The organism is Nostoc sp. (assembly GCF_036919575.1).
Classification (GTDB): Bacteria; Cyanobacteriota; Cyanobacteriia; order Cyanobacteriales; family Nostocaceae; genus Nostoc.
In genome coordinates, this window is the sequence record NZ_JBALBY010000061.1 from 1 (window position 1) to 19,464 (window position 19,464).

23 protein-coding genes are annotated in these 19,464 nt (G+C 42.3%); 14 read left to right on the plus strand and 9 right to left on the minus strand.

What is annotated here, in order from left to right; all coding sequences use genetic code 11:
- Positions 1-461: 461 nt before the first annotated feature.
- The 7 genes from V7K27_RS16445 (at position 462) to V7K27_RS16475 (ending at position 6,497) form a co-directional block, all read left to right on the plus strand.
- Entirely contained in the window at positions 462-1,511 is a 1,050-nt protein-coding gene (locus tag V7K27_RS16445; RefSeq protein ID WP_334948990.1) for a hypothetical protein, read from the plus strand.
- A gap of 113 nt (positions 1,512-1,624) precedes the next feature.
- Positions 1,625-2,449: a hypothetical protein gene (locus tag V7K27_RS16450; protein WP_334948992.1), complete on the plus strand. Its 825-nt coding sequence runs from the start codon at positions 1,625-1,627 to the stop codon at positions 2,447-2,449.
- Positions 2,450-2,498: 49 nt separating this feature from the next.
- Positions 2,499-3,203 carry a hypothetical protein gene (locus V7K27_RS16455; RefSeq protein WP_334948994.1) on the plus strand — a complete coding sequence of 235 codons (705 nt, stop codon included), beginning with the start codon at positions 2,499-2,501 and terminating at the stop codon, positions 3,201-3,203.
- On the plus strand, positions 3,200-4,804 hold the full coding sequence (locus tag V7K27_RS16460) for a hypothetical protein (protein ID WP_334948996.1): 1,605 nt from the start codon (positions 3,200-3,202) through the stop codon (positions 4,802-4,804). The genes V7K27_RS16455 and V7K27_RS16460 overlap by 4 nt, the downstream gene beginning before the upstream one ends.
- Positions 4,805-4,921: 117 nt before the next feature.
- Positions 4,922-5,491 (plus strand): hypothetical protein, encoded by a 570-nt coding sequence (locus tag V7K27_RS16465; RefSeq protein WP_334948998.1) that lies wholly within the window; start codon positions 4,922-4,924, stop codon positions 5,489-5,491.
- A 174-nt stretch (positions 5,492-5,665) separates the two neighbouring features.
- Positions 5,666-5,905 (plus strand): hypothetical protein, encoded by a 240-nt coding sequence (locus V7K27_RS16470; RefSeq protein WP_334948999.1) that lies wholly within the window; start codon positions 5,666-5,668, stop codon positions 5,903-5,905.
- A 334-nt stretch (positions 5,906-6,239) separates the two neighbouring features.
- Positions 6,240-6,497 (plus strand): hypothetical protein, encoded by a 258-nt coding sequence (locus V7K27_RS16475; RefSeq protein ID WP_334949001.1) that lies wholly within the window; start codon positions 6,240-6,242, stop codon positions 6,495-6,497.
- 101 nt (positions 6,498-6,598) lie between these two features.
- Here V7K27_RS16475 and plsY read toward each other — a convergent pair whose 3' ends face one another.
- From plsY to V7K27_RS16495, 4 genes are all read right to left on the minus strand, one after another.
- Entirely contained in the window at positions 6,599-7,279 is a 681-nt protein-coding gene (gene plsY, locus V7K27_RS16480; protein WP_334949003.1) for a glycerol-3-phosphate 1-O-acyltransferase PlsY, read from the minus strand.
- A gap of 119 nt (positions 7,280-7,398) precedes the next feature.
- The gene (locus V7K27_RS16485) at positions 7,399-8,673 is read right to left on the minus strand and encodes a DUF3086 domain-containing protein (RefSeq protein ID WP_334949005.1); all 1,275 of its coding nucleotides are present in this window, start codon (positions 8,671-8,673) and stop codon (positions 7,399-7,401) included.
- 137 nt (positions 8,674-8,810) lie between these two features.
- Positions 8,811-9,197: a DUF3119 family protein gene (locus V7K27_RS16490; RefSeq protein ID WP_334949007.1), complete on the minus strand. Its 387-nt coding sequence runs from the start codon at positions 9,195-9,197 to the stop codon at positions 8,811-8,813.
- Positions 9,198-9,350: 153 nt separating this feature from the next.
- Entirely contained in the window at positions 9,351-10,145 is a 795-nt protein-coding gene (locus tag V7K27_RS16495) for an MlaE family lipid ABC transporter permease subunit (RefSeq protein ID WP_334949009.1), read from the minus strand.
- Between the two features lie 534 nt (positions 10,146-10,679).
- Between V7K27_RS16495 and V7K27_RS16500 the strand changes: the two genes are divergently transcribed.
- The 4 genes from V7K27_RS16500 (at position 10,680) to V7K27_RS16515 (ending at position 13,686) form a co-directional block, all read left to right on the plus strand.
- Positions 10,680-10,976: a hypothetical protein gene (locus V7K27_RS16500; RefSeq protein WP_334949026.1), complete on the plus strand. Its 297-nt coding sequence runs from the start codon at positions 10,680-10,682 to the stop codon at positions 10,974-10,976.
- Between the two features lie 648 nt (positions 10,977-11,624).
- Positions 11,625-12,446 carry a signal peptide peptidase SppA gene (sppA, locus tag V7K27_RS16505; protein WP_334939491.1) on the plus strand — a complete coding sequence of 274 codons (822 nt, stop codon included), beginning with the start codon at positions 11,625-11,627 and terminating at the stop codon, positions 12,444-12,446.
- A 102-nt stretch (positions 12,447-12,548) separates the two neighbouring features.
- Positions 12,549-12,962, plus strand: coding sequence for a chorismate mutase (gene aroH / locus V7K27_RS16510; protein WP_334825997.1), 414 nt, complete (start codon positions 12,549-12,551; stop codon positions 12,960-12,962).
- Between the two features lie 145 nt (positions 12,963-13,107).
- A complete protein-coding gene (locus V7K27_RS16515) occupies positions 13,108-13,686 on the plus strand; it encodes a hypothetical protein (protein WP_334949011.1) in 579 nt (192 codons plus the stop codon).
- Positions 13,687-13,790: 104 nt separating this feature from the next.
- Here the strand turns inward: V7K27_RS16515 and V7K27_RS16520 are convergent, their stop codons facing one another.
- The 3 genes from V7K27_RS16520 to V7K27_RS16530 all read right to left on the minus strand — a co-directional run bounded on the left by V7K27_RS16520 (position 13,791) and on the right by V7K27_RS16530 (position 14,999).
- Entirely contained in the window at positions 13,791-13,976 is a 186-nt protein-coding gene (locus V7K27_RS16520) for a hypothetical protein (protein WP_229460353.1), read from the minus strand.
- Between the two features lie 569 nt (positions 13,977-14,545).
- Entirely contained in the window at positions 14,546-14,680 is a 135-nt protein-coding gene (locus V7K27_RS16525) for a hypothetical protein (RefSeq protein WP_334949013.1), read from the minus strand.
- Between the two features lie 13 nt (positions 14,681-14,693).
- Positions 14,694-14,999 (minus strand): papain fold toxin domain-containing protein, encoded by a 306-nt coding sequence (locus V7K27_RS16530; RefSeq protein ID WP_334949015.1) that lies wholly within the window; start codon positions 14,997-14,999, stop codon positions 14,694-14,696.
- A gap of 291 nt (positions 15,000-15,290) precedes the next feature.
- Between V7K27_RS16530 and V7K27_RS16535 the strand changes: the two genes are divergently transcribed.
- Entirely contained in the window at positions 15,291-15,521 is a 231-nt protein-coding gene (locus V7K27_RS16535; RefSeq protein ID WP_334949017.1) for a hypothetical protein, read from the plus strand.
- A gap of 72 nt (positions 15,522-15,593) precedes the next feature.
- Positions 15,594-16,418: a SirB1 family protein gene (locus V7K27_RS16540; protein WP_334949019.1), complete on the plus strand. Its 825-nt coding sequence runs from the start codon at positions 15,594-15,596 to the stop codon at positions 16,416-16,418.
- A gap of 361 nt (positions 16,419-16,779) precedes the next feature.
- Here V7K27_RS16540 and V7K27_RS16545 read toward each other — a convergent pair whose 3' ends face one another.
- Together V7K27_RS16545 and V7K27_RS16550 are read right to left on the minus strand one after the other, a co-directional pair.
- Positions 16,780-17,223 carry an SRPBCC family protein gene (locus V7K27_RS16545; protein WP_334949020.1) on the minus strand — a complete coding sequence of 148 codons (444 nt, stop codon included), beginning with the start codon at positions 17,221-17,223 and terminating at the stop codon, positions 16,780-16,782.
- A gap of 27 nt (positions 17,224-17,250) precedes the next feature.
- The gene (locus tag V7K27_RS16550) at positions 17,251-17,379 is read right to left on the minus strand and encodes a hypothetical protein (RefSeq protein WP_334949022.1); all 129 of its coding nucleotides are present in this window, start codon (positions 17,377-17,379) and stop codon (positions 17,251-17,253) included.
- Positions 17,380-17,554: 175 nt separating this feature from the next.
- On the opposite strand from V7K27_RS16550, the gene V7K27_RS16555 reads away from it, so the two are divergent.
- Positions 17,555-19,207 carry a mechanosensitive ion channel gene (locus V7K27_RS16555; RefSeq protein WP_334949024.1) on the plus strand — a complete coding sequence of 551 codons (1,653 nt, stop codon included), beginning with the start codon at positions 17,555-17,557 and terminating at the stop codon, positions 19,205-19,207.
- Positions 19,208-19,464 lie beyond the last annotated feature (257 nt).

Genomic DNA, 19,464 nt, shown 5'->3' on the forward strand with positions numbered 1-19,464 from the left:
TAGTTCCCTCCCCTTTATAAGGTAGAGAAAATTTCGCACAGTTCCTTGTAGCTTGAAAGGGGAAACAAGAAATCTAGTTCCCTCCCCTTTATAAGGTAGAGAAAATTTCGCACAGTTCCTTGTAGCTTGAAAGGGGAAACAAGAAATCTAGTTCCCTCCCCTTTATAAGAGGAGGGTTAGGGTGGGGTAAAACCTTGGTTAATCAGCTATTTCAGACTTGTATGTACACCGTAGCCTTTCCAAGGGGGGAACCGGAATCAAAGTCCCCCAATAGAATGTTTTGCTACCGACAAGAGGACTTTTAAAACATCCTCTAAACTTCTGACAAACCAACAAGAAGTCTAAAAAACAGTTTGGTAAGGTGCGTTACGCTGTCGCTAACCCACCGAAAGCATCCAGGATGGTGCGTTAGGAATGTAACGCAGACTACGAAATCTAAAAAAACAGCCCATAAACTCAAAATGCAACTTGCTATTCAACTAATTTTTGCCCAAGTAGGCATTGATCAGATTGTCGATAATGGGGCCGCAACTTCCCGAAGTATTGCCGCAGGTTGGGACAAACAATGGCTAGATTTATTACAAAATAATACCAGTAATAATTTGTATGGAGCGCTGACCAATCTGGGTATTTTTTTTGCGGTAGGAACCCTGTTATTTTTTATGATACAATTCCTCAAAGACTTAATATCCTACGAATATACCCGTCCCATATCAGCTTTGATTTGGCCTTTTATTGTGGTGATCCTCTTAAATAATTCCGGCAATGGAAGTATCCTTTCTAATCTGACACTAGGAGTGCGGAATTTTCTAAACACTGTGAATCAACAAGTATTGGTAACGGCAGATGCAAATAAAATATACCAACAAGCACTGAATATGAGTGTTGCCGAAGAAGTAGCTGGTTCTTTCTTGCGTCCTTGTCAGTCGCTTACTGGCCAACAACAAAGTGAATGCTTTATCAAAGCTGCGGAAAAAATCAACACTCTCTGGCAGAAATATAGAGATACTTATGGAAATAGAAGCTGGATAATTAGACTACAAACTAAGGTCGATAATATCAGATATGGCACTGGCATTGTATCAGAAAGTTCATTTAATTCTTTATTAGGTTCTACAGTCCAAACAAGTATCAAAAACTTTTTAGTTTCCTTACAATATGCCTTCCAGAATTTGATAGAAGCGACTATGTTGCTGATAGCGGCTTTAGGGCCTCTGGCTGTAGGTGGGTCTTTACTGCCTGTAGCTGGTAAGCCTATTTTTGCATGGCTGACCGGATTTTTATCTATTGGAATCGCCAAGATTTCATTCAATATTATTGCTGTGCTGACTGCCTCAGTTATTGTGAATGGGCCGGGTCAAGATGTTAATGTTGATCCAGATTTAATGTGGTTCATAATTTTTCTGGGAATTTTAGCACCAATTTTATCGTTACTTGTGGCTGCTGCTGGCGGTTTTGCAGTCTTCAGTGCGATCAGCAATACGGCTTCTTTAGTAAAGGAGAGGATATAGGAAATTGAAAATTCCAAATGAATAAACTCAATTTTGGCAAGTGTCGTAACTAGTGACTATATGCAAAACATCATATATAGTAGCTGAGGTTTTTTTCAGAAGGAGATCAGGAAATGGTGCGTTTACTCGAAAAAAGACAAAGAACGGGAAGTGTCTTAACAATTTTTGCGATCGCTAGCTTCAGTTTACATATATTAGTTTTACTTTTATTCTTATTCCAAGGGATAAATATTCGCCAACTCAGTCTGAGAAAACCTCCCAACTTTGTGCAATTAATCGATGGTAAACCAGTAGGTAATATTGATGATTTAGCAAGACAACCAGAAGCAATTCGCCAATTTGTCAGCAAAACAATGATATCAATGTTTAGCTGGTCTGGAACCTTACCACCACAAACTATCGAAGAAGTTGCAAACCCAAAATCAGATTTAGGAATTCTGATTCAAACACCTCAAGGGAGTAGCCAAAAAATTAGTACCACCAGTTGGGTAGCTAGTTTTGCATTATCAGAAGACTTTCGCAAAGGTTTCTTAAGCACAGTTGCAGAAATGACACCGCCAGAAGTTTTCTCTGAAAATCCCGACCAAATTATGACATCACAATTAGTTATTAAGCGGGTTTATCCACCAAAACAAATTGCACCAGGTAAGTGGCGAGTGGGTATGGTAGCCGACTTAATTCAAAAGAATCGAGTTGGTGGTGCAAAACTGATAACTCCTTTTAACAAAGATTTCCTTGTACGTGCAGCAGATTATTTCGGGAATCCACAAGGCGACAATGGCACAAACCTGCAAAAAGCAATTTATAGTGTCCGGGCTGATAGATTAGAAATTTATGAAATTCGTAACTTATGTTTGCTAGATGACTACAATAACCTGAATGAAGATAAATTAAAGCAGTGCGGTTCTGGACAAACATCTGATAGCTTTATCAGATAATCGATTCTAAATTCCTGGCTGATAATTCAATTTATATAATTAATTATTAATGCAATTACTCAAACCAGAAAATCGGAAAAATAGCCCATTACCACTTTTGGTAGTAGGAACATTCGGCTTACATCTATTTACCTTGCTTTTACTAATATTTAACGGGTCTATGTTACAACAGTTAAGTAGGCAACTAACACCTCAAAGTTTAGTGCAACTTGTTGATGGTCGGACTATAACCGTAGACCCCCAACCAAATTTAGGGCGGCAGCCAGAGGCTATTCGCCGCTTTGTGGGTGAAACTATGAGCTTAATGCTTACCTGGTCACAACAACAGCCGCCAACACAAGTCTGGGAAATTACCTCTCAACTGGTAGCTGATGATTTTAAACAAAAACTTAAGTCACAACTTACTAACTTAAGTCCAGATAGCCAATTTGAAAATGTTAATAGAGGAGCGGAAAATGTATTAGTAATCCAAAAAATTTCTCAACCTACAGAAATAGACAATGGAAAGTGGAAAGTGGATATAGTTGCCAATCAATTAGTTTTTAGCAGTTATGATAAGTTGGGAAAATCAGTTCCCTTTAATAAACAAATTTTAGTTAGAGCAATAGATCAACCAGCAACTTCACTACCAAATGCAGCACTACCATTGCACTTCGCAGCTTACCGCCTTGGTGAAGCCAGACTAGAAATTTATAATATATGTGAAATCCAAGATCAAAATTGTTCTGTAAATCCAAACCAAGCTCTACCATGACTAGATACCCAATTCCGACGGAAACTCCTCCCCAAAATGGATTTACTCTAACCACGGACGATCACCAACCAGAAGTAGAATCTTTAAATTGGGAATCACAGATGTCAAGGTTAGTCGGCTTTGAACAAGAATCTTCTACCGATATCCAAGGATCAGAAGGCTCTGTAACGGCGCAAGAGTTTCTTTCTCAACCACAAGAAGTTCAGACTAAGGAACCCTTCTCATCTAATCCGTTTGCAAAGTTAGCCTTGGTAGGAGCCGCTACCTTAGCGATAGTTTTGGTAGGTGGTGTGTTTTTGTCCAAGTTGATGAGTACCAGCAATCAAAAGCCAAAAAATATTGTTTCTCCAGAAGCGCGATCGCAGCCTATTTCCCCTTCTAACTCTCAACAACTAGGAGCTGAAGTAGATACTCTGAAAACGAAATTAGCCCTGACTGAACAAGCACAGATGGTAAAAGCTGCCCAACAACAGCTCAGAATTGCCAAATCAACGCCGACAGTAGCCTTACAAAAACCCTCAGTTTCTTCCAGAGATCGAGAGAAAGTGATCCCAACACCCGCACCCGCACCAACAGTTTACGTACCTCAGACAGTACCAGTTGAGCGCGTTGCTCCCCTACCTTTGCCATCACCCCAGGTAGTAAACACTCAACCAGTAGCCAATATAACTCCCCCAGCTCCACCAAGCCCACTTGAAGAGTGGAGAAGATTAGCAAAGCTAGGTAGCTATGGTCAAGTAAATACTAGCAATCAACCGATCGCAGCTGCTCCTGAACTTCCAAACAATTCGCAGGCGCAGGAACAGACACCAAACCCCAATCCTAAACAAACCACTCCTCCTCCTGAGGTGAGCCAAGCGCAACCGCAGGGACAGAAAACCGTAGCAGTCGGGAGTAGTGCTCAAGCTGTGTTAGCAACAGCGATATTTGGCGAAACTACTACCAAATCAAACGGTGGTGGTGAAGAAGGCGAAGATAAAAACGTATTTGTGATCCGATTGAAAGAAGCGCTAAAATCTACGGATGGTGCGATCGCTCTACCTGCAAACACCGAATTTCTAGCTGAAATTCGTTCCCTTTCCGAACAAGGTCTTTTGCAGATGAACGTAGTTAAAGTTATCTCCCATGATAATGGCAACCTTACAGAACGCAGCTTATCCAACAATGCAATTATTCTTCGCGGTACTCAAGGTAAACCTTTAATCGCCAATAAATTTCCCAATCAAGGTTCATCCATAGCATCGATGGATGCAGGACTATTCATTTTGGGAGGTATTGGTAAAGCAGCAGAGTTAGTAAATCTCCCTGATACTCATCTCCAAGCAATTTCTAGTCCTATAGTTCCCACTAACACTGACGGCTCTACCAACCCACAAACTTCACAAGCACAAGCACAAGCTTATACTTCTTATACTACTGTCACTGAACCCAGACGCAACCTTGCGGCTGGAGTTCTGGAAGGTGGTTTGAACTCTGTAGTACCCCAAATTGCCCAACGTAATCAACAGGCGATCGCTCAAATGTCACAACAAACTAATGTTTGGTTTTTGCCAGCAGGCACAAATATTGAAGTATACGTTAATCAACCAACTCAGTTTTAGAAGGTAGGATTTATACCAATTTTAGATTTTGGATTGGGTAATGGTAATTGGTAATTAGTTTTCTTTCCATCTTTCTATCTCCCCTTGTTCTATCTACCAATCTCCCCATTTGCAACCATGAAAAATAATCCTAACTTGTCAGGAAATACCCCACATAATTCTTATTTCCTACCTATAGCTTCCTTAATTTTTTCGGTTGCTATGTTCTTGTTAGTAGGCCGTGCTGTAGCTAATAACGCCGTTCTGCGTTCCATATTTTCCTGCCAAGCACAGGGTTTAGGGGGACTAATACCTACGATCACGGTTTGGTATCAAGAAGGAACAAACTTAAGCTTTATTCCGGCTGGAGAAGTAATTAAAAAAGTTTGGTTAAACGATCCATCACAGGTAACTATAGATTTTGATGGGCCAGTATGCATGCAATTTGGTCAAGAAGCTAATAGTAGTTCAGGAGATTGTAAAAACTCCGCAGCGAATGTAATTCAACTCAGACGAATTAAAAAACTGGACATTCCTGGACTTCCTCCTACTAGCAATACACTTTTAACAGTTGTTACCGAAGGACAAGGTAGAAACAAGTTGTATACTTTTCGAGTGCTATATGGAACAGATAACCCTGAATATCATACTTTAGCAATTTTTCCCGATTCTGGTCAGGAAGGATCTTGCGTGAGAGTTTCACAATAAACTTCTAGCAAAAGTACCTAATGACGACCACTGAAGTTTCCCCTCCACAAAAAGCGCAGTGCTACACCTTCACTGTTACCCGACATCTTTATAAATCTTCAGATAAAAACTAACCACAAATTTGAAATTCATGCAAATATAAATATAAAGAAAAGCTTAAGAGGTTACAGACTCATGGTCAGTGCCAAAATCATGCAACAGCTCTGGGCTGTAATCGAGTCTACTCAGGTCAACACCCTGCTCCAGTTTGAGGATGCTGCTTTAGTACAATTACTCCTCCAGCAGTTAAAAGTTAAGCAGGGAATTGATGCTCAGGCAGATAGCACCCTCAATACTTATATAAAATCTAAACTGCCCCTGATTCGGGATACAGCTGAAGGTCGATTATCCTTCGGGCAAGGCGGCAATCATTAGCACGAGAAATCAAATGATTGCTCATTGCCAAGTATACGCTCAGAGGATGTTTGAAAAGTATTGGGCGAATAGAATGAGACTATTGGTAAATTTACTCTCTTGTTAAACCCCCCATCCCTAAAACCTCAGTGAGAGCGTTGCTTTCGGGCCCTGCAATAAATTGCGGGCTAATAGCTAAAGTACGTTGAAACGCACTGAAATTAAAGGAATTAAGATGGATTGGGGCTGATGGGTTAGACCCCCGATCAATTCCCAACAGTCTCATTGTATTCGCCCGGTGAGTAATAAATTAGACTTTTCAAACAACCTGTCAGAGTTCAAACAGTTGAATATTATGAATCACTGGCTAGTAATTGCCCTGATAGCTTATCTAATTGGAGCAGCGATTGAAGGGATGAGTACAGCCAGTCAGCTATCTCATTCAGTGCCAGAACTAGCTAAAAGTACACAAGCTGATCCTTCAGAGTCTGCCACTGGGAATAGTTCAAGTTGGCGAGTTGTGGCCGCGATCGCCTCAGTAAGTATCTGTGGAGCTTTTTTCTGGCCTTGCCGCCTTTTCCACCGTTTAATTAAAGGTAACGTTCGTTCCTAAACCTAGCCCCGACTGAAGCACAGGGGCAAAATATATCTATTTGTGGTTGGTCACACAATTTTGGATTTTAGATTTTAGATTGAAAAGAGTAATTAAGTCAATTAAGCAGTTTGTTCTGGTTCTGCCGCTACATTTTGCCCAATTTTTGGCTCCGTTCCCGCAAGCAGCCGTTGAATATTAGTGCGATGGCGGAAAATCACATATAATCCACCGGCAATCCCAAACAGAATATAGGGTAAGGGTTGATGCAAAATTACCATCAAAATGGTAACTGCGATCGCACCTGCAATTGAACTCAAAGAGATAATCCGCGATATCGCCACAACGACGGCAAACACACCTGCTGTTGCTAAACCCACCTGCCAACTCATTGCCAACAAAATCCCCAAGCTGATAGCAACAGATTTACCACCGGTAAAGCCCAAAAAAATTGATTTACTATGTCCCAGGATGGCAGCTAACCCAGATATTGTTACTACCCACGGTTGCCACAGTTGTGCATCTACCGTTGGAGGGATATAATTTTGAATCTGGGCAAAATTGAACAACCAGTAAACTAGAGCGATCGCTAATACTCCCTTCAAGGAATCAAGTACTAAAACCAAGGCTCCTGCCCCTTTCCCTAAGGTTCTTAGTACATTAGTTGCGCCAGTGGAACCTGAACCAACTTCTCGAATATCAATACCCTTTAGCTGCTTCACAGCAATGTACCCAGTGGGAAAAGAACCCAATAGGTAAGCTGTGACGACAATTACCCCACACAGAGTTAACCAAATAGCCATAATACAATTCAAAATTCAAAATTCAAAAAAGTCAAGAGTAATAGTTCCAAATCACATACCTCTTGACCAATGACCAATGACTAATGACTAATGACCAATGACCAATGACCAATGACTAATTAAAAGTCATCATCATAGTTTCTCACTATTTTGGGGTCAGGAGCAAAGGCTAACCACAGGGGAAATTGCAGCAGTGACAAACTGATTTGTTCTTCTGAATCATCAATGATAATTAAGGGCAGTTGATTGGCTTTTGTCAATCGGTCTGCTTTCTGAGCGACAGCATCAGACGCCTCAAATAATACCACACCTCGGTCTGGCCCGAAATCTGGGCGACCGATTCCCAGACAGTCTTGCAAGCCGCGCCGCCATTCACCTAATCGCTCCGGTGTATTAGCTAAGACTAGGGTACGGACGCGATCGCCATACAGCTTGTGTAATATCGAAATTGCGGCTGAGGCAATCAGAATATTCTGTAAGCGGCTACCCATTGTCCGCAAACCACCCCGTCCCCCTTGGGTAAAAAACCAGTTCGAGACTCGTTCAGCGTGGATTGGTTCAAAAGTGCGACGCAGTTGCCACGCCGGGCCGTAGTAATCTGGTTTATTGCGGTATTGGTCAATTAGGCGGCGAATTTGCTTTGTAGTATCTTGAAACTGCTGTTGGGCAAATTGCGGTATTCCAGGTTGGGGTTCAACTGGTTTAGCTTCTTTTACAGGTAGTTTTTCTCGTTCCACCACACTTGGTGTCAGTTGCAACTGTTCAGCAGTAGAGGCCAAATCCTGTAAGCTACCCGTGAGATAGTCTTTAAAACCCTGCACCCGAATTGCCAAGTCTTGAGATGCACCAGCAAAAGTGGTTCGCATCTCGTTGCGAATACGTTCTTGACGGCGTTCTAGTTGTTCTACAGAAATTTGCAGAGTTTGTTTGCGTTGTTCTAACTGCACCAGCGACTCTTGCACGAGTCGTCCTAGTGATGTTTGAGTTTCACTTACTTGTCCCTGAAGGTTTTTGTAAGAAGCTTGCAGCTTGGCTATTTCTGACTTGAGAGTTGCTTCGGCGCTCTGCAATTCTGCCACTCGCTGCTCTGCTTCTGCATATAATGAATTATTTTCTGCTCCTATTTCTGACCCCAGTGCGACATTTTCCGCTTCTAACTGCGCTACAAACTCGCCATTTGAATTTTCTGTTAGCTCTACAGTCGAATCTACCACTTCTGCATTGGAGATGAGTGGCTCAAAAGTTGTGTAGTCTTCTGACGAGCTAATGGCTCCTGCTTCTACCACTGACTCAACAGATGAATTTACTGGATGAACAAATGCATTATTCTGTTCTTGTTTTTCTGCCAACCGCTCATCAATTGGTTCTGGGGTTTGAGATGCCTCTGAGTTCATAAACAATAGTGTAATTCCGATGACGCGAATAAATAGCTTTCACAAATATTACAATTGACCTGCGATAAAAGTCCTGAGTCATCAGTGCTGAGTTATGAGTTTAAAGCAAAACGACTCAGCACAGATAGCACTCAGCACTAAAGACGCGGACAACGTTGTTCTAAGCAAGTTTTCAAGGTGTTTGGGTCAAATAAAATCGGCAAAAAGTGAATACTTTTAATTTCTTTAAAGTAAAACAGGATGGGGACTACATTCCAAAATATCCGCCAGTTTTGCCATTCCTGGTAGGGAAAGCGCCGAATCAATTTTTCCCCTCTGTAAATATCTAAGTTGCTGGCGGTAAATTGCAAACGCAGCGTTAACGCCTGAAACATAAGAAACAAACCAAATAGTGTGAAAATCAAGCCTACCCACGGTTGTACTAACAGTAGTGGAATAGCGGTAATCACTAACACTATAGGTATATTGTAGCTAGGCTTGAGTTCCACAGTTGATGTGGAGTTAGAAACAAATGAACTGGTCACAGTCTTAAATCCTGCTTTATTTAGTAGGCATCTCTCCTATTTTAGGAGTTAGGAGTTAGAGACGCGATTAATCGCGTCTATACAGGAGTTAGGAGTTAAGAGTTATGAGTTAAAACTCCTCACTCCTAACTCTTAACTCCTAACTTATCAGTTTTATAGGCTTAGGAATGCACTACCAGTCCCCTGAAACATTAACCAAGAAAGAAAGAAATTGCTAACAAATATAATCATCAAGGCAGTCACAACCGCAGTTGTGGTTGACTGTCCTACACCTTTGGCTCCTCCTGTTGTCGTTAACCCCCAACTGCAACCAATTACAGCGATTAAAATGCCAAAGCAACACGCCTTAATCATGGCGCTAAAAATATCCCAGATACCAAGAAAGTTACGGGCTGAGTCTATAAATACCGTATCAGACAGGTTGTAGATATTTGTCGCAATGATGAATCCCCCGAACATCCCTGTTACCAAAGACAAGAGGGTTAAAATTGGTAGCATTAAACAGCAAGCAAGGACGCGGGGGATAACTAGGTAATCGATTGGATCTGTTCTTAACATCAACATGGCATCGATTTGTTCTGAAACCCGCATGGTACCGATTTCGGCTGCAAAGGCAGAACCGACTCGCCCAGCCAAAACCACTGCTGTCAACACGGGAGCGAGTTCTCGTGTCAACGCTATAGAAAGAACTCCGCCGATAACATTTCCTGCGCCAAAGTTGATAAATTCCCGCGCCACCTGAATGGTAAACACCGCCCCAACGAAAATAGCCGTCAAGAGGGCAATAAATAGGGAATCTGGACCAACTGCTGCCATTTGTTCTAAGGTGTTGCGCCGATGGATTTTGCCCCTTAATAGGTGAACTAGTACTTGCCCACCCAGAAAAATCGCTGCCAGCAGCCGCTGACTCCATTTTCCTAAACTGGATTCGGATGTAGTCTGGTTCAATGTTCTGTAGCTAACTCGGTAACTGCCTTAAGAATAGCGGAAGTCAACCCCTTCGGGGAATTCAAAATTCAAAATTCAAAATTCTTGCATTACAATCTCCATAAATAAATTTACTTGCTCTGTATCCTTTTATGTTTTGGGCATGGGGCATGGGGCATGGGGGAGAATGAAAAAATGAAAAATTACCTCTTTCCCCTCTGCTCCCCTACTCCCCACTCCCCACTCCCTACTCCCCTAAAAAGGCTAAACATTAACTTAGATTAAAGATGCTCTCAGAAAATGAAGCTGTTATTAAAGGTGCTGCAAACTAATAAATAGGTGCTAGCCTTGGCTTTAACCTAGATTTTGCAAGGGTTTTGTAGATTGAAGTCATTTTTTATATCTCCAGCATCTGCTGTAACTGCTAGTCGTTTATTTTAATGAAAACTTAAGATTTTTGACAGATTCTCTGCTCAGGAGCGATCGCACGTATTGTAGAAAATGACAAACCACTATCGGGCTATTGTCATCTCTACTCACGGAGTTTGTCTTCAAATGACTATTTTCACCAACTTTCTCCGCTCCCTACTACTCACGATCATTTTTAGTTTTGTCGCTCCCATGTTCCTAGTTGGCGGCGGATTGCTCCTTCTATCCCTCATCGGTAACATCCCTGCCTTACAAGAGTTAACTGAAGCGATCGCTACTCAGATTATCCTTTTTCTCGTCACCTTTGGCAGTGGAACTCCCCTACGCGGATTATTTGTGATTAGCTTGACCTGTGGTTTCGTCGGGGCACTGTTTGATATGTACGCTCATTATCGGTATCAAATTTTACGAATTGATTCCTAAGTAAGAGAAATAGCTGCCTCAAATGCTCATGGGCTGTACAAGAGAGGAAAAAGTGATATTTCCGAAAGTGAAAGTACTACTGGTTTTAACCTAGACAGGGATTAGTGTTGCTGAATGAATTTTTATTCATTAAATTGAGTAACGAAATTATTGATTAAATACTTATTATTTATTAATTAAGTAAGTGGGTCAAATCAAATATAAAACCTCACCCTGCCTCCGGCTTCCCTCTCCGAACTCACGGAGGGGGATTGAGGGTGAGGTTTGATCTTATGTTTAATTACGCCTACTTACTGACTGACTACTAGTTCAGGTGTGTAGCCCTAGCAAATTAATTCTCAAAAAGTGCATAAAGATAGAATCTCAAGGGTTTTGGAATTTTGAATTCCGCAAAACAGCTAAAATAGTCTGTACTAAATCATCACGTTGAACGCTAAACTAGAGTTTGGCATTTTGTGTTAGCTGCAATCTTTAAGGACTTGATTAGGATTCATTGAGAATATCAAATAAAACTCACTGCAAAATATAAAAATTTCCTTAAAATCGCGATCAGCACAATGCCTGCTCATGTTTCTTAACAGAGTAAAGCAGGGCGTCTGACCGTTGGGCATCTTATATTGAATTTATTACGAGGTATGTTGACAACTCATGGTTTGGCCGTTTAAGCCCAAGTTTAAAAAACAAATTGCGCGGATTGAAATTACTGGTGCGATCGCCGGTGCTACTCGCAAACGCGTCCTAGAAGCCCTAAAAACTGTAGAAGAAAAAAAGTTCCCGGCATTATTGCTACGTATCGATAGTCCTGGCGGTACAGTCGGAGATTCTCAAGAAATCTACAGCGCCCTGAAGCGTTTGCGCGAAAAAATCAAAATCGTCGCCAGCTTTGGCAATATTTCGGCTTCTGGAGGAGTCTACATCGGCATGGGAGCCGAACACATCGTCGCTAACCCAGGTACAATTACGGGTAGTATCGGTGTGATTCTGCGTGGGAATAACTTGGAACGCTTGCTAGAAAAAATCGGTGTTTCCTTCATGGTAATTAAGTCTGGTCCTTACAAAGACATTTTGGCTTTCGACCGGGAACTGACTCAACCAGAAGCAAACATTTTGCAAGAGTTGATTGACACAAGTTATCAGCAGTTTGTCCAAACGGTAGCTGATGGCCGTTCTTTAGCAGTCGAAACGGTGAAAACTTTCGCCGATGGTCGGATTTTTACTGGACAGCAAGCCCTAGAGTTGGGTGTTGTAGACCGCCTGGGCACAGAAGAAGATGCCCGTCGTTGGACAGCAGAACTGGTCGGTCTTGATCCGGAAAAAACTCTCTGCTATACCCTAGAAGAACGTAAACCTTTATTGAGTCGCGTTCTACCAGGGAGTCGTCAGTTTTCATCAGGAATTGGGGCTGGTATTGATTGGCTCGAATTTGAAATGTCTACTAGTGGTTTACCGTTGTGGTTATATCGACCCTAATATGAGTTAGGAGTTATGAGTGAGGAGTTATGAGTTAAAAATCTTAACTTCTCGTTCTTAAGTCCTTGCTCCTGACTTTTCTGTTTTAAGGAGGATTTTGGCGTGGAGTGGCAAATGCGGGCGATTCGCGGAGCAACAACCGTTTCAGAAAATACCGTTGAGGCAATGCAAGAGGTAGTGACAGAACTACTAGATGAACTGGAAAACCGGAATCAATTCCAGCCGAGGGACATGATTAGTGTGACTTTCTCAGTGACACGGGATTTAGATGCTATTTTTCCAGCTGCGATCGCTAGAGCGCGTCCTGGTTGGGATAATGTGGCCATGTTGGATGTGCAGCAAATGCACGTCGAAGGTAGCTTGCAGCGCTGCATTCGGTTCTTAATCCATGCCTATCTACCAGCCTCCGCCTCAATTCATCATATCTATTTACGCAACGCCGCTAGTTTGCGTCCCGACTGGAGTTTGCCCCAATCATTACAAGCATCACAGCCAGCAGTTAAGTCAAAAGTGTAAAATACTCAGATTAATAAATATATGTCAAAAACAGCATAAGTTAAGTTACCACATTAGTAACGCTCGTGATCTTGTGGTAAAGCAGTACTTTGAGGTTGATTGTGGGGCAAACTATATCTAATCAATCCCAGTCCAAAGGTTTAATATGAGCAATTTCGCTGAAACTGTAAAGCATTTTTACTCTCAAGGCTACCCAAGAGTTTACGATCAGGGTGAGTTATTAAATATTGAATCACTCCCGATATTCCAACCCAGGTCTTTTCATGTTCATGGGCTAGCTCTTCCAAGAGTAGAAAATCTCAATCAAGAAGAGTTTGCTTCTGTTGATGACTATGATCAATGGGTACGTCAGGTAAGGTTTAGTTTTCATCTTGAACGTATTCAAAAATGGCTTTACGATATGCAGGACTCTTCAGCACTAATAGCACCAGATAGTTTCTGGGAAGCCTATAACTTCTATAAGAATACGATTGAGGCAGCAGATATTGGAAGCGTTTTTGGTTTGAAAATCACGATTCAAGGAGAAGATACACTAGCCGTTCGGGTAATAACAGATGGGGAGCATGGATGGCTTGAAGTCTTTGATGGATTGGGAAATAACCTTGGGGCGGCACGGACTCTTGTTTGTCCCGTTCCTCCTGGTAGTGGAATTGCTTGGCGAGCAACCAATGTAATTCGTGAGTATGTTCGCAAAAAACCTCGGTTTCCACCAGAACTTTCCTAGATCAATTAAATAGTAAGTAAACTTATACATACCTTTCTATAATTCTTGCGGATGTAGCAGTTTAACGCTTTCTAGCTGCAAGTCCTAAATCAACCAGCCACACTTCACCAGGTTTCGGGTTCATCAATCAAATCCAATACTTCTTGTTCAACCACTCTCGAACGAAGAATATCTAGAGCATCCTGATCTGCCAGTTCAATAATCTCTGCAAGGCATTGCCGCACTTGTTGAGCAATATCAGGTTGCCATTGGCGTAGTTTTGTGTCGAGTTCTTGGACTAAAGCATCCATTTCAAGTTTCTTTTAATCTTGAGTTCCTGAAACTATAGGACTAGTATTTGATTTCTGAAATGCACGTAGTGGACTGTCAGGGCTTTAATAGTGCATTAGACGTAGGTTGGGTGGAGCGGAGCGCAACCCAACATATAAGTACCTGTGCAAAATTAATTTCATACTAACATCGTCTGAAATGCCTGTAAAACCGTCATTCTAGGTTAAATAGATGTGTAAATAATTTTGCCTGACTACTTATCAGGATGTTGGGTTACGCAAAGCCTCCACCCAACCTACAATTTTTTTGCAATCATTTTAGCCATGACAGGCTACTACAAGACTACCGAGATTTTTTCAGAAATCAAATATGATTCCTATACTATCAAGTTATTCGTTGTATTCGGTTGAAGTTCTTTGGAATCTTCTGTTTGAGTGAATTCGTCAAATAATTTGAAAAACTGCTCTAGTGCAGTGTGCTCATCTTGGTAAAAAAATAGAATAATCTGATCCCAGGTATGATCAGAACTTACAGGAAATCTCTGCTGAATCCAAGTTTGAAATTCTGAAAATTGCTGTTCTTGTGATGTTTAAGGAATTCCTATCTGGCGACGGGCAAAGCAGTAACCTGCTAGAAAAGTGCGGAGGTTGGATATAGAAGCTCGTCCCAAATACATGGCAGGACGTTTCTGTATATTGTGGATTAGGTCATACAAATCAACCATGTGTCCCTCCAACTTAAAAATTGGTTTCGGTGATTTGGAAATTGCCGCCTAAATCTTGGGCAGGGCAGTATAGGTTATTGATCCAGTCTACTCTGGAAATTCCTTCAGGATCTATATTGTCAAAGATGAGTTCTTGTCCATCAATTTCAACGGCGATCGCTTCATGTCGCCCATTAATGGAAATGTTTTGTCGGAGGCGTTCATGGTAAATGTTGCAGAAGGGGTCTTCTGTGCTACCTGTAAAGAGGCTAACCTGTTTGCCAGAAATCTTTTGATCAATGAGGAATTGGCGCAAGGCGATGCCTACGGCGGGCTGCACCTACGCACAGGGAACACATTCAAAAATCTGGAATTGTGCAGCGATCGCGCTTAGTTGACTGTGAAGGCTAGCCTTGGTCATGATGTAGTTTTGTCAGCCTGCGATGTCTATGATGGGCTAGACCTACGCTGCTCTCGAATTACCAAAGAAAATTAAGATAGAACACTTAAAATCAAGTCGTGAAAACGTCAAACAGGTTCAGCATTTTAAACCGATGCGTTAGCATTGAGCGTAAAAGATGCTGCTGGCATGGTATGAGTGAATTATTATAACGATGAGTAAAGGGTAATTATGGAACAACAAACTTTTGAAGGAACATGGGAGGAAATTCTCCTGCGTGCTTCTGAACTGACTGGACGACGAGTAAGATTAATAATCCTGACTAATGAAACCTCAAGTTACCCATCTACTGATACCTTAGACAACTCGTTGCAAGGAAGAGTCGGGCAAGTCAATTTTCAGCCATCAAACTTGTCTGAACGTACAAAAGAAGCTTTTACAGATATTTTGTCAACTAAGTAGGTACAAAAAACTGTTTTCAGTTCAGCCAAGCCGCTCTCGCTTCATCCTCACATTTCCACCGAGCAACAGCCTATGAATTTCTCGTCAGCACGACAATATTTTTACCAGGAGATTCAGCAGTCTGACGAACACATTGACCTAGCAAAGGCAGCTTTGTATATTGCACAAGAAGAATATCCCAATCTAGACCCAGAAGAATACCTCAATGCTCTCGATACAATGGCATGGGAACTTCAAGAACGCCTGCCTTCTTCACGATATCCTTTGCGGATAGTTCAAAGTATTAATCAGTATCTCTACGATGATTTAAAGTTTTCTGGTAACAAAAATGACTATTACGACCCGCGCAATAGCTTTTTCAATGATGTAATTGACCGCCGATTGGGGATTCCCATTACCTTAGCACTGGTTTACCTGGAGGTCGCCCGACGGATTGATTTTCCGATGGTGGGTGTGGGGATGCCAGGGCATTTCCTAATCCGCCCGGATGTTCCAGACATAGAGATTTTCGTCGATGCTTTCAATGGTGGTGAAATAATATTTGCTCAAGATTGCGAAGAACGGCTGTCTCAACTTTATCAGCAACCTGTGACGCTACAAGCAGAATTTTTAGCCGTAGTCAGTCATCGGCAATTTTTGGCCCGGATGCTGACAAATTTAAAATTTATTTATATCAAACAACAAGATTTAGAAAAAACCCTAGGAGCGGTTGAACGAATTTTGTTGCTGTTTCCTAATTTAACTTTAGAATTGCGCGATCGCGGTTTGATTTATTATCACCTCGGTTACTACCCCCAAGCTGTAGACGACTTACAAAATTATTTAGCAAAAGTTCCTGACGCCGAGGATGCATCTGTGATTCGCCAGTTACTTGCTAAATTAGGTAAGAATGCTTGAATCAAAAATGCTGTGTCAGCACTATATTGACACAGCAGTGCTTTGGTGAACTACCCCGCCGTAAGACGGACGTAGCTCTCCCAATTCATTGGGAATAGCCATCAATTACTCCGTAGTTTTTTTGGTCTTACATTCCCTCCTCTTGTCAGGAATCCTGGTTCCCAAGACCCAAATCTTTCTCTTGCGACATATACTTATTAGCTTGGTTTTCGCTTATAGCATTGATGGTCAAAATATTAACTATCCTACCAGAAACCCGTGGGGATTCGTCATACATCTGGAAGAAATAAGAGTCACAAAACTTAATTACGAATTACGTTCGCGTAGCGTGCCGGAGGCTCTATTACGAATTACGAATTATTTAATCTTGTTCTTCTGCGACTCGTTTGAGGCGGCGCAGTTGGGCTTGCATATCTTCTTTTGTCCAAGATGCAGCAAAGGTGTTGAAACCCCAATTCACTAAGGGGTTAGGGATATCGTACTCAAAGCGATTGAGTAGGCGGGTTCCCTTTTCTGTTGGCTGACATTCCCAGCGATCGCGCCCTTGAAAAAATCCCTGAAATTCCCAGACTATCAAACCCGGTTCTCGTTGCACAACTACGCTATTCAACGTGGGTTTCAGTAGAGGAATTTGAATGATAAAACGACTTTGACTGCCAACATCGGTACTCCAAGCTTCGCCCACAGGTTCGCAACGGAGGACGGGGTTGAGCCAACGGTGCATGAGGGTTAAATCGCTAATACACCGCTCCACTACCGTAGCTGTAGCATTAATTTGAATCGATTGTGACAAAACTTGGGACATTCCACATCTTTGATGCTGTTGCTGCAATTAGAGTAACGCAAAATTCTGGGGAGGGGGGAGTGGGGAGTGGGGAGTGGGGGATGTGGGGGATGTGGGGGATGAGGGGGATGAGGGGGATGAGGGAGTAGAGAAGAAGAAGTATTGATTATTGAACAATGCTCAATGCACAATACTTCGACTTCGCTCAGTACAAGTGCCCAATGTCAAATATGAGTAACAAACTCAAAAATTAGTCTTGATATCAATATATGTATGTTTTTACTGTTAAATTGATAGGCGAAACACTGACTCAGTGTTTGCGGCGAATACTTAAGCTTAATTCCCGAAAACCATGAACACAACTTGGCAAGGAATAACCCAGGTGATAGGAGTTGCTTTGTCTACGAGGGGGCAGCCATTTTTGGCACAATCGCCCAGCCTGCAATCGGCGCAACCAGCAGTAAATCAAGGAATTGCTGATGTGCAAGGTATTGTTCAACAGTTGATTTTGTTTACACCCCGTCTGCTGGGGGCGGTAGCAATTTTGTTAGTAGGTTGGCTAATTGCAGCGATCGCAGCGTCACTGACGCAAGCAATTCTCAAGCGCACAAATATAGATAACCGCATTGCCGCAGGGATAACGGGTCGTCAAGATGTTCCCCAAGTGGAGAAATTAATCTCCGGCTTAGTCTTTTGGATCATTATTTTGTTGACGGCGGTAGCTGTTTTACAGACATTGGATCTGGAGGTCGTCTCTCGACCTCTGAATAATTCTCTCGATCAACTTATTGGCTTTTTGCCAAAGTTGGTTGGTGCGGGAATCCTTTTAGGAACCGCCTGGTTTTTGGCGATCATTGTGAAGATTATCACTGTGCGCTCATTACAGGCATTTAACCTGGATGAGCGTTTGAATCCAGAGCCAGAAGACAGCGCACCCAGCCTCAATCAGCTGTCTCTGAGTGAGACAATTGGCAATGCTCTGTATTGGTTTATATTTTTACTGTTTCTTGCCCCAGTTTTGGATACTCTCGGACTCAGGCAGGCTCTACAACCAGTACAAGCTCTAATTACAGAAGTTCTGCTAATTCTGCCGAACATTTTAGCGGCGATCTTAATTGCTGTAGTTGGCTGGTTCATCGCTAATGTAGTACGGCGGATTGTCACGAATTTACTGGCGACAACTGGTATCGACCATTTAGGTAGTCGGTTGGGATTATCTACGACTGCGGGGGTGCAACCTCTATCGAGTATTCTCGGCACAATTGTCTATGTTTTGATTTTGATTCCTGTGGCGATCGCAACGCTGAATGCTTTGCGAATTGATGCGATATCAGTGCCGGCGATCGCCATGCTGCAACAGATTCTCAATGCTCTACCTGCCATCTTTACAGCCGTGGCAATTTGGATTGTGGCCTATTTCGTGGGGCGGTTTGTCGCGGATTTGGTTACAAGTATCCTCACCAATTTAGGCTTTAATAACATTTTCACTCTTTTGGGTCTGACAACACCCAGCAGACGAATCATAATTTCAACACAACCAACAGTTGAACCGACTCCAACCCGCACGCCATCGGAAATTGCAGGCATTGTTGCTTTAGTGGGTATCATGCTGTTTGCAACGGTGGCGGCGGTGAATATCCTGAATATTCCAGCCCTGACAGCATTAGTGTCTGGTATTGTAATCATATTCGGGCGGATTTTGGCGGGATTGGTGATCTTTGCCATTGGCTTATTCCTCGCAAATCTGGCTTTTAACATCATTACCAGTTCCGGCGAACGTCAGGCACAGATATTGGGTCAGGTGGCGCGGATTGCGATCATTGCCTTAGTCTCTGCAATGGCACTGCAACAGATTGGAGTTGCCAGTGATATTGTAAATTTAGCCTTTGGACTTTTATTAGGTGCGATCGCAGTTGCTATTGCCCTAGCTTTTGGTCTTGGGGGGCGAGATATTGCACGAGAGCAAGTTCAAGAATGGCTAAACTCTTTCAAAGGTAGAAACTAAAAGTTGATGAAGGCGCAATTTCGTTTGTAAAGAAAGGAAAGTGCAGCCCTAAGCATCAATAGTGGAGAAAATCTATCGGCAATTGTGCCTAAAAGGTTGAAAGTTAGAGCTTAGAAGCTCGGAGTTTGAGTATAGAACTTGACATTTCGAGTTCAGAAGCTCAAGTTCCGAGTTCAGAGGTCGAAGTTCCGAGTTCAGAGGTCGAAGTTCCGAGTTCAGAGGTCGAAGTTCCGAGTTCAGAGGTCGAAGTTCCGAGT

What these genes read in the sequence shown, in the direction of transcription:
- V7K27_RS16445 (WP_334948990.1), top strand. Translation starts at nt 462, where the DNA reads ATGCAACTTGCTATTCAACTAATTTTTGCCCAAGTAGGCATTGATCAG.
- V7K27_RS16450 (WP_334948992.1), top strand. Translation starts at nt 1,625, where the DNA reads ATGGTGCGTTTACTCGAAAAAAGACAAAGAACGGGAAGTGTCTTAACA.
- V7K27_RS16455 (WP_334948994.1), top strand. Translation starts at nt 2,499, where the DNA reads ATGCAATTACTCAAACCAGAAAATCGGAAAAATAGCCCATTACCACTT.
- V7K27_RS16460 (WP_334948996.1), top strand. Translation starts at nt 3,200, where the DNA reads ATGACTAGATACCCAATTCCGACGGAAACTCCTCCCCAAAATGGATTT.
- V7K27_RS16465 (WP_334948998.1), top strand. Translation starts at nt 4,922, where the DNA reads ATGAAAAATAATCCTAACTTGTCAGGAAATACCCCACATAATTCTTAT.
- V7K27_RS16470 (WP_334948999.1), top strand. Translation starts at nt 5,666, where the DNA reads ATGGTCAGTGCCAAAATCATGCAACAGCTCTGGGCTGTAATCGAGTCT.
- V7K27_RS16475 (WP_334949001.1), top strand. Translation starts at nt 6,240, where the DNA reads ATGAATCACTGGCTAGTAATTGCCCTGATAGCTTATCTAATTGGAGCA.
- plsY (WP_334949003.1), bottom strand. Translation starts at nt 7,279, where the DNA reads ATGGCTATTTGGTTAACTCTGTGTGGGGTAATTGTCGTCACAGCTTAC.
- V7K27_RS16485 (WP_334949005.1), bottom strand. Translation starts at nt 8,673, where the DNA reads ATGAACTCAGAGGCATCTCAAACCCCAGAACCAATTGATGAGCGGTTG.
- V7K27_RS16500 (WP_334949026.1), top strand. Translation starts at nt 10,680, where the DNA reads ATGACTATTTTCACCAACTTTCTCCGCTCCCTACTACTCACGATCATT.
- sppA (WP_334939491.1), top strand. Translation starts at nt 11,625, where the DNA reads ATGGTTTGGCCGTTTAAGCCCAAGTTTAAAAAACAAATTGCGCGGATT.
- V7K27_RS16515 (WP_334949011.1), top strand. Translation starts at nt 13,108, where the DNA reads ATGAGCAATTTCGCTGAAACTGTAAAGCATTTTTACTCTCAAGGCTAC.
- V7K27_RS16520 (WP_229460353.1), bottom strand. Translation starts at nt 13,976, where the DNA reads ATGGATGCTTTAGTCCAAGAACTCGACACAAAACTACGCCAATGGCAA.
- V7K27_RS16525 (WP_334949013.1), bottom strand. Translation starts at nt 14,680, where the DNA reads ATGGTTGATTTGTATGACCTAATCCACAATATACAGAAACGTCCTGCC.
- V7K27_RS16535 (WP_334949017.1), top strand. Translation starts at nt 15,291, where the DNA reads ATGGAACAACAAACTTTTGAAGGAACATGGGAGGAAATTCTCCTGCGT.
- V7K27_RS16540 (WP_334949019.1), top strand. Translation starts at nt 15,594, where the DNA reads ATGAATTTCTCGTCAGCACGACAATATTTTTACCAGGAGATTCAGCAG.
- V7K27_RS16545 (WP_334949020.1), bottom strand. Translation starts at nt 17,223, where the DNA reads ATGTCCCAAGTTTTGTCACAATCGATTCAAATTAATGCTACAGCTACG.
- V7K27_RS16555 (WP_334949024.1), top strand. Translation starts at nt 17,555, where the DNA reads ATGAACACAACTTGGCAAGGAATAACCCAGGTGATAGGAGTTGCTTTG.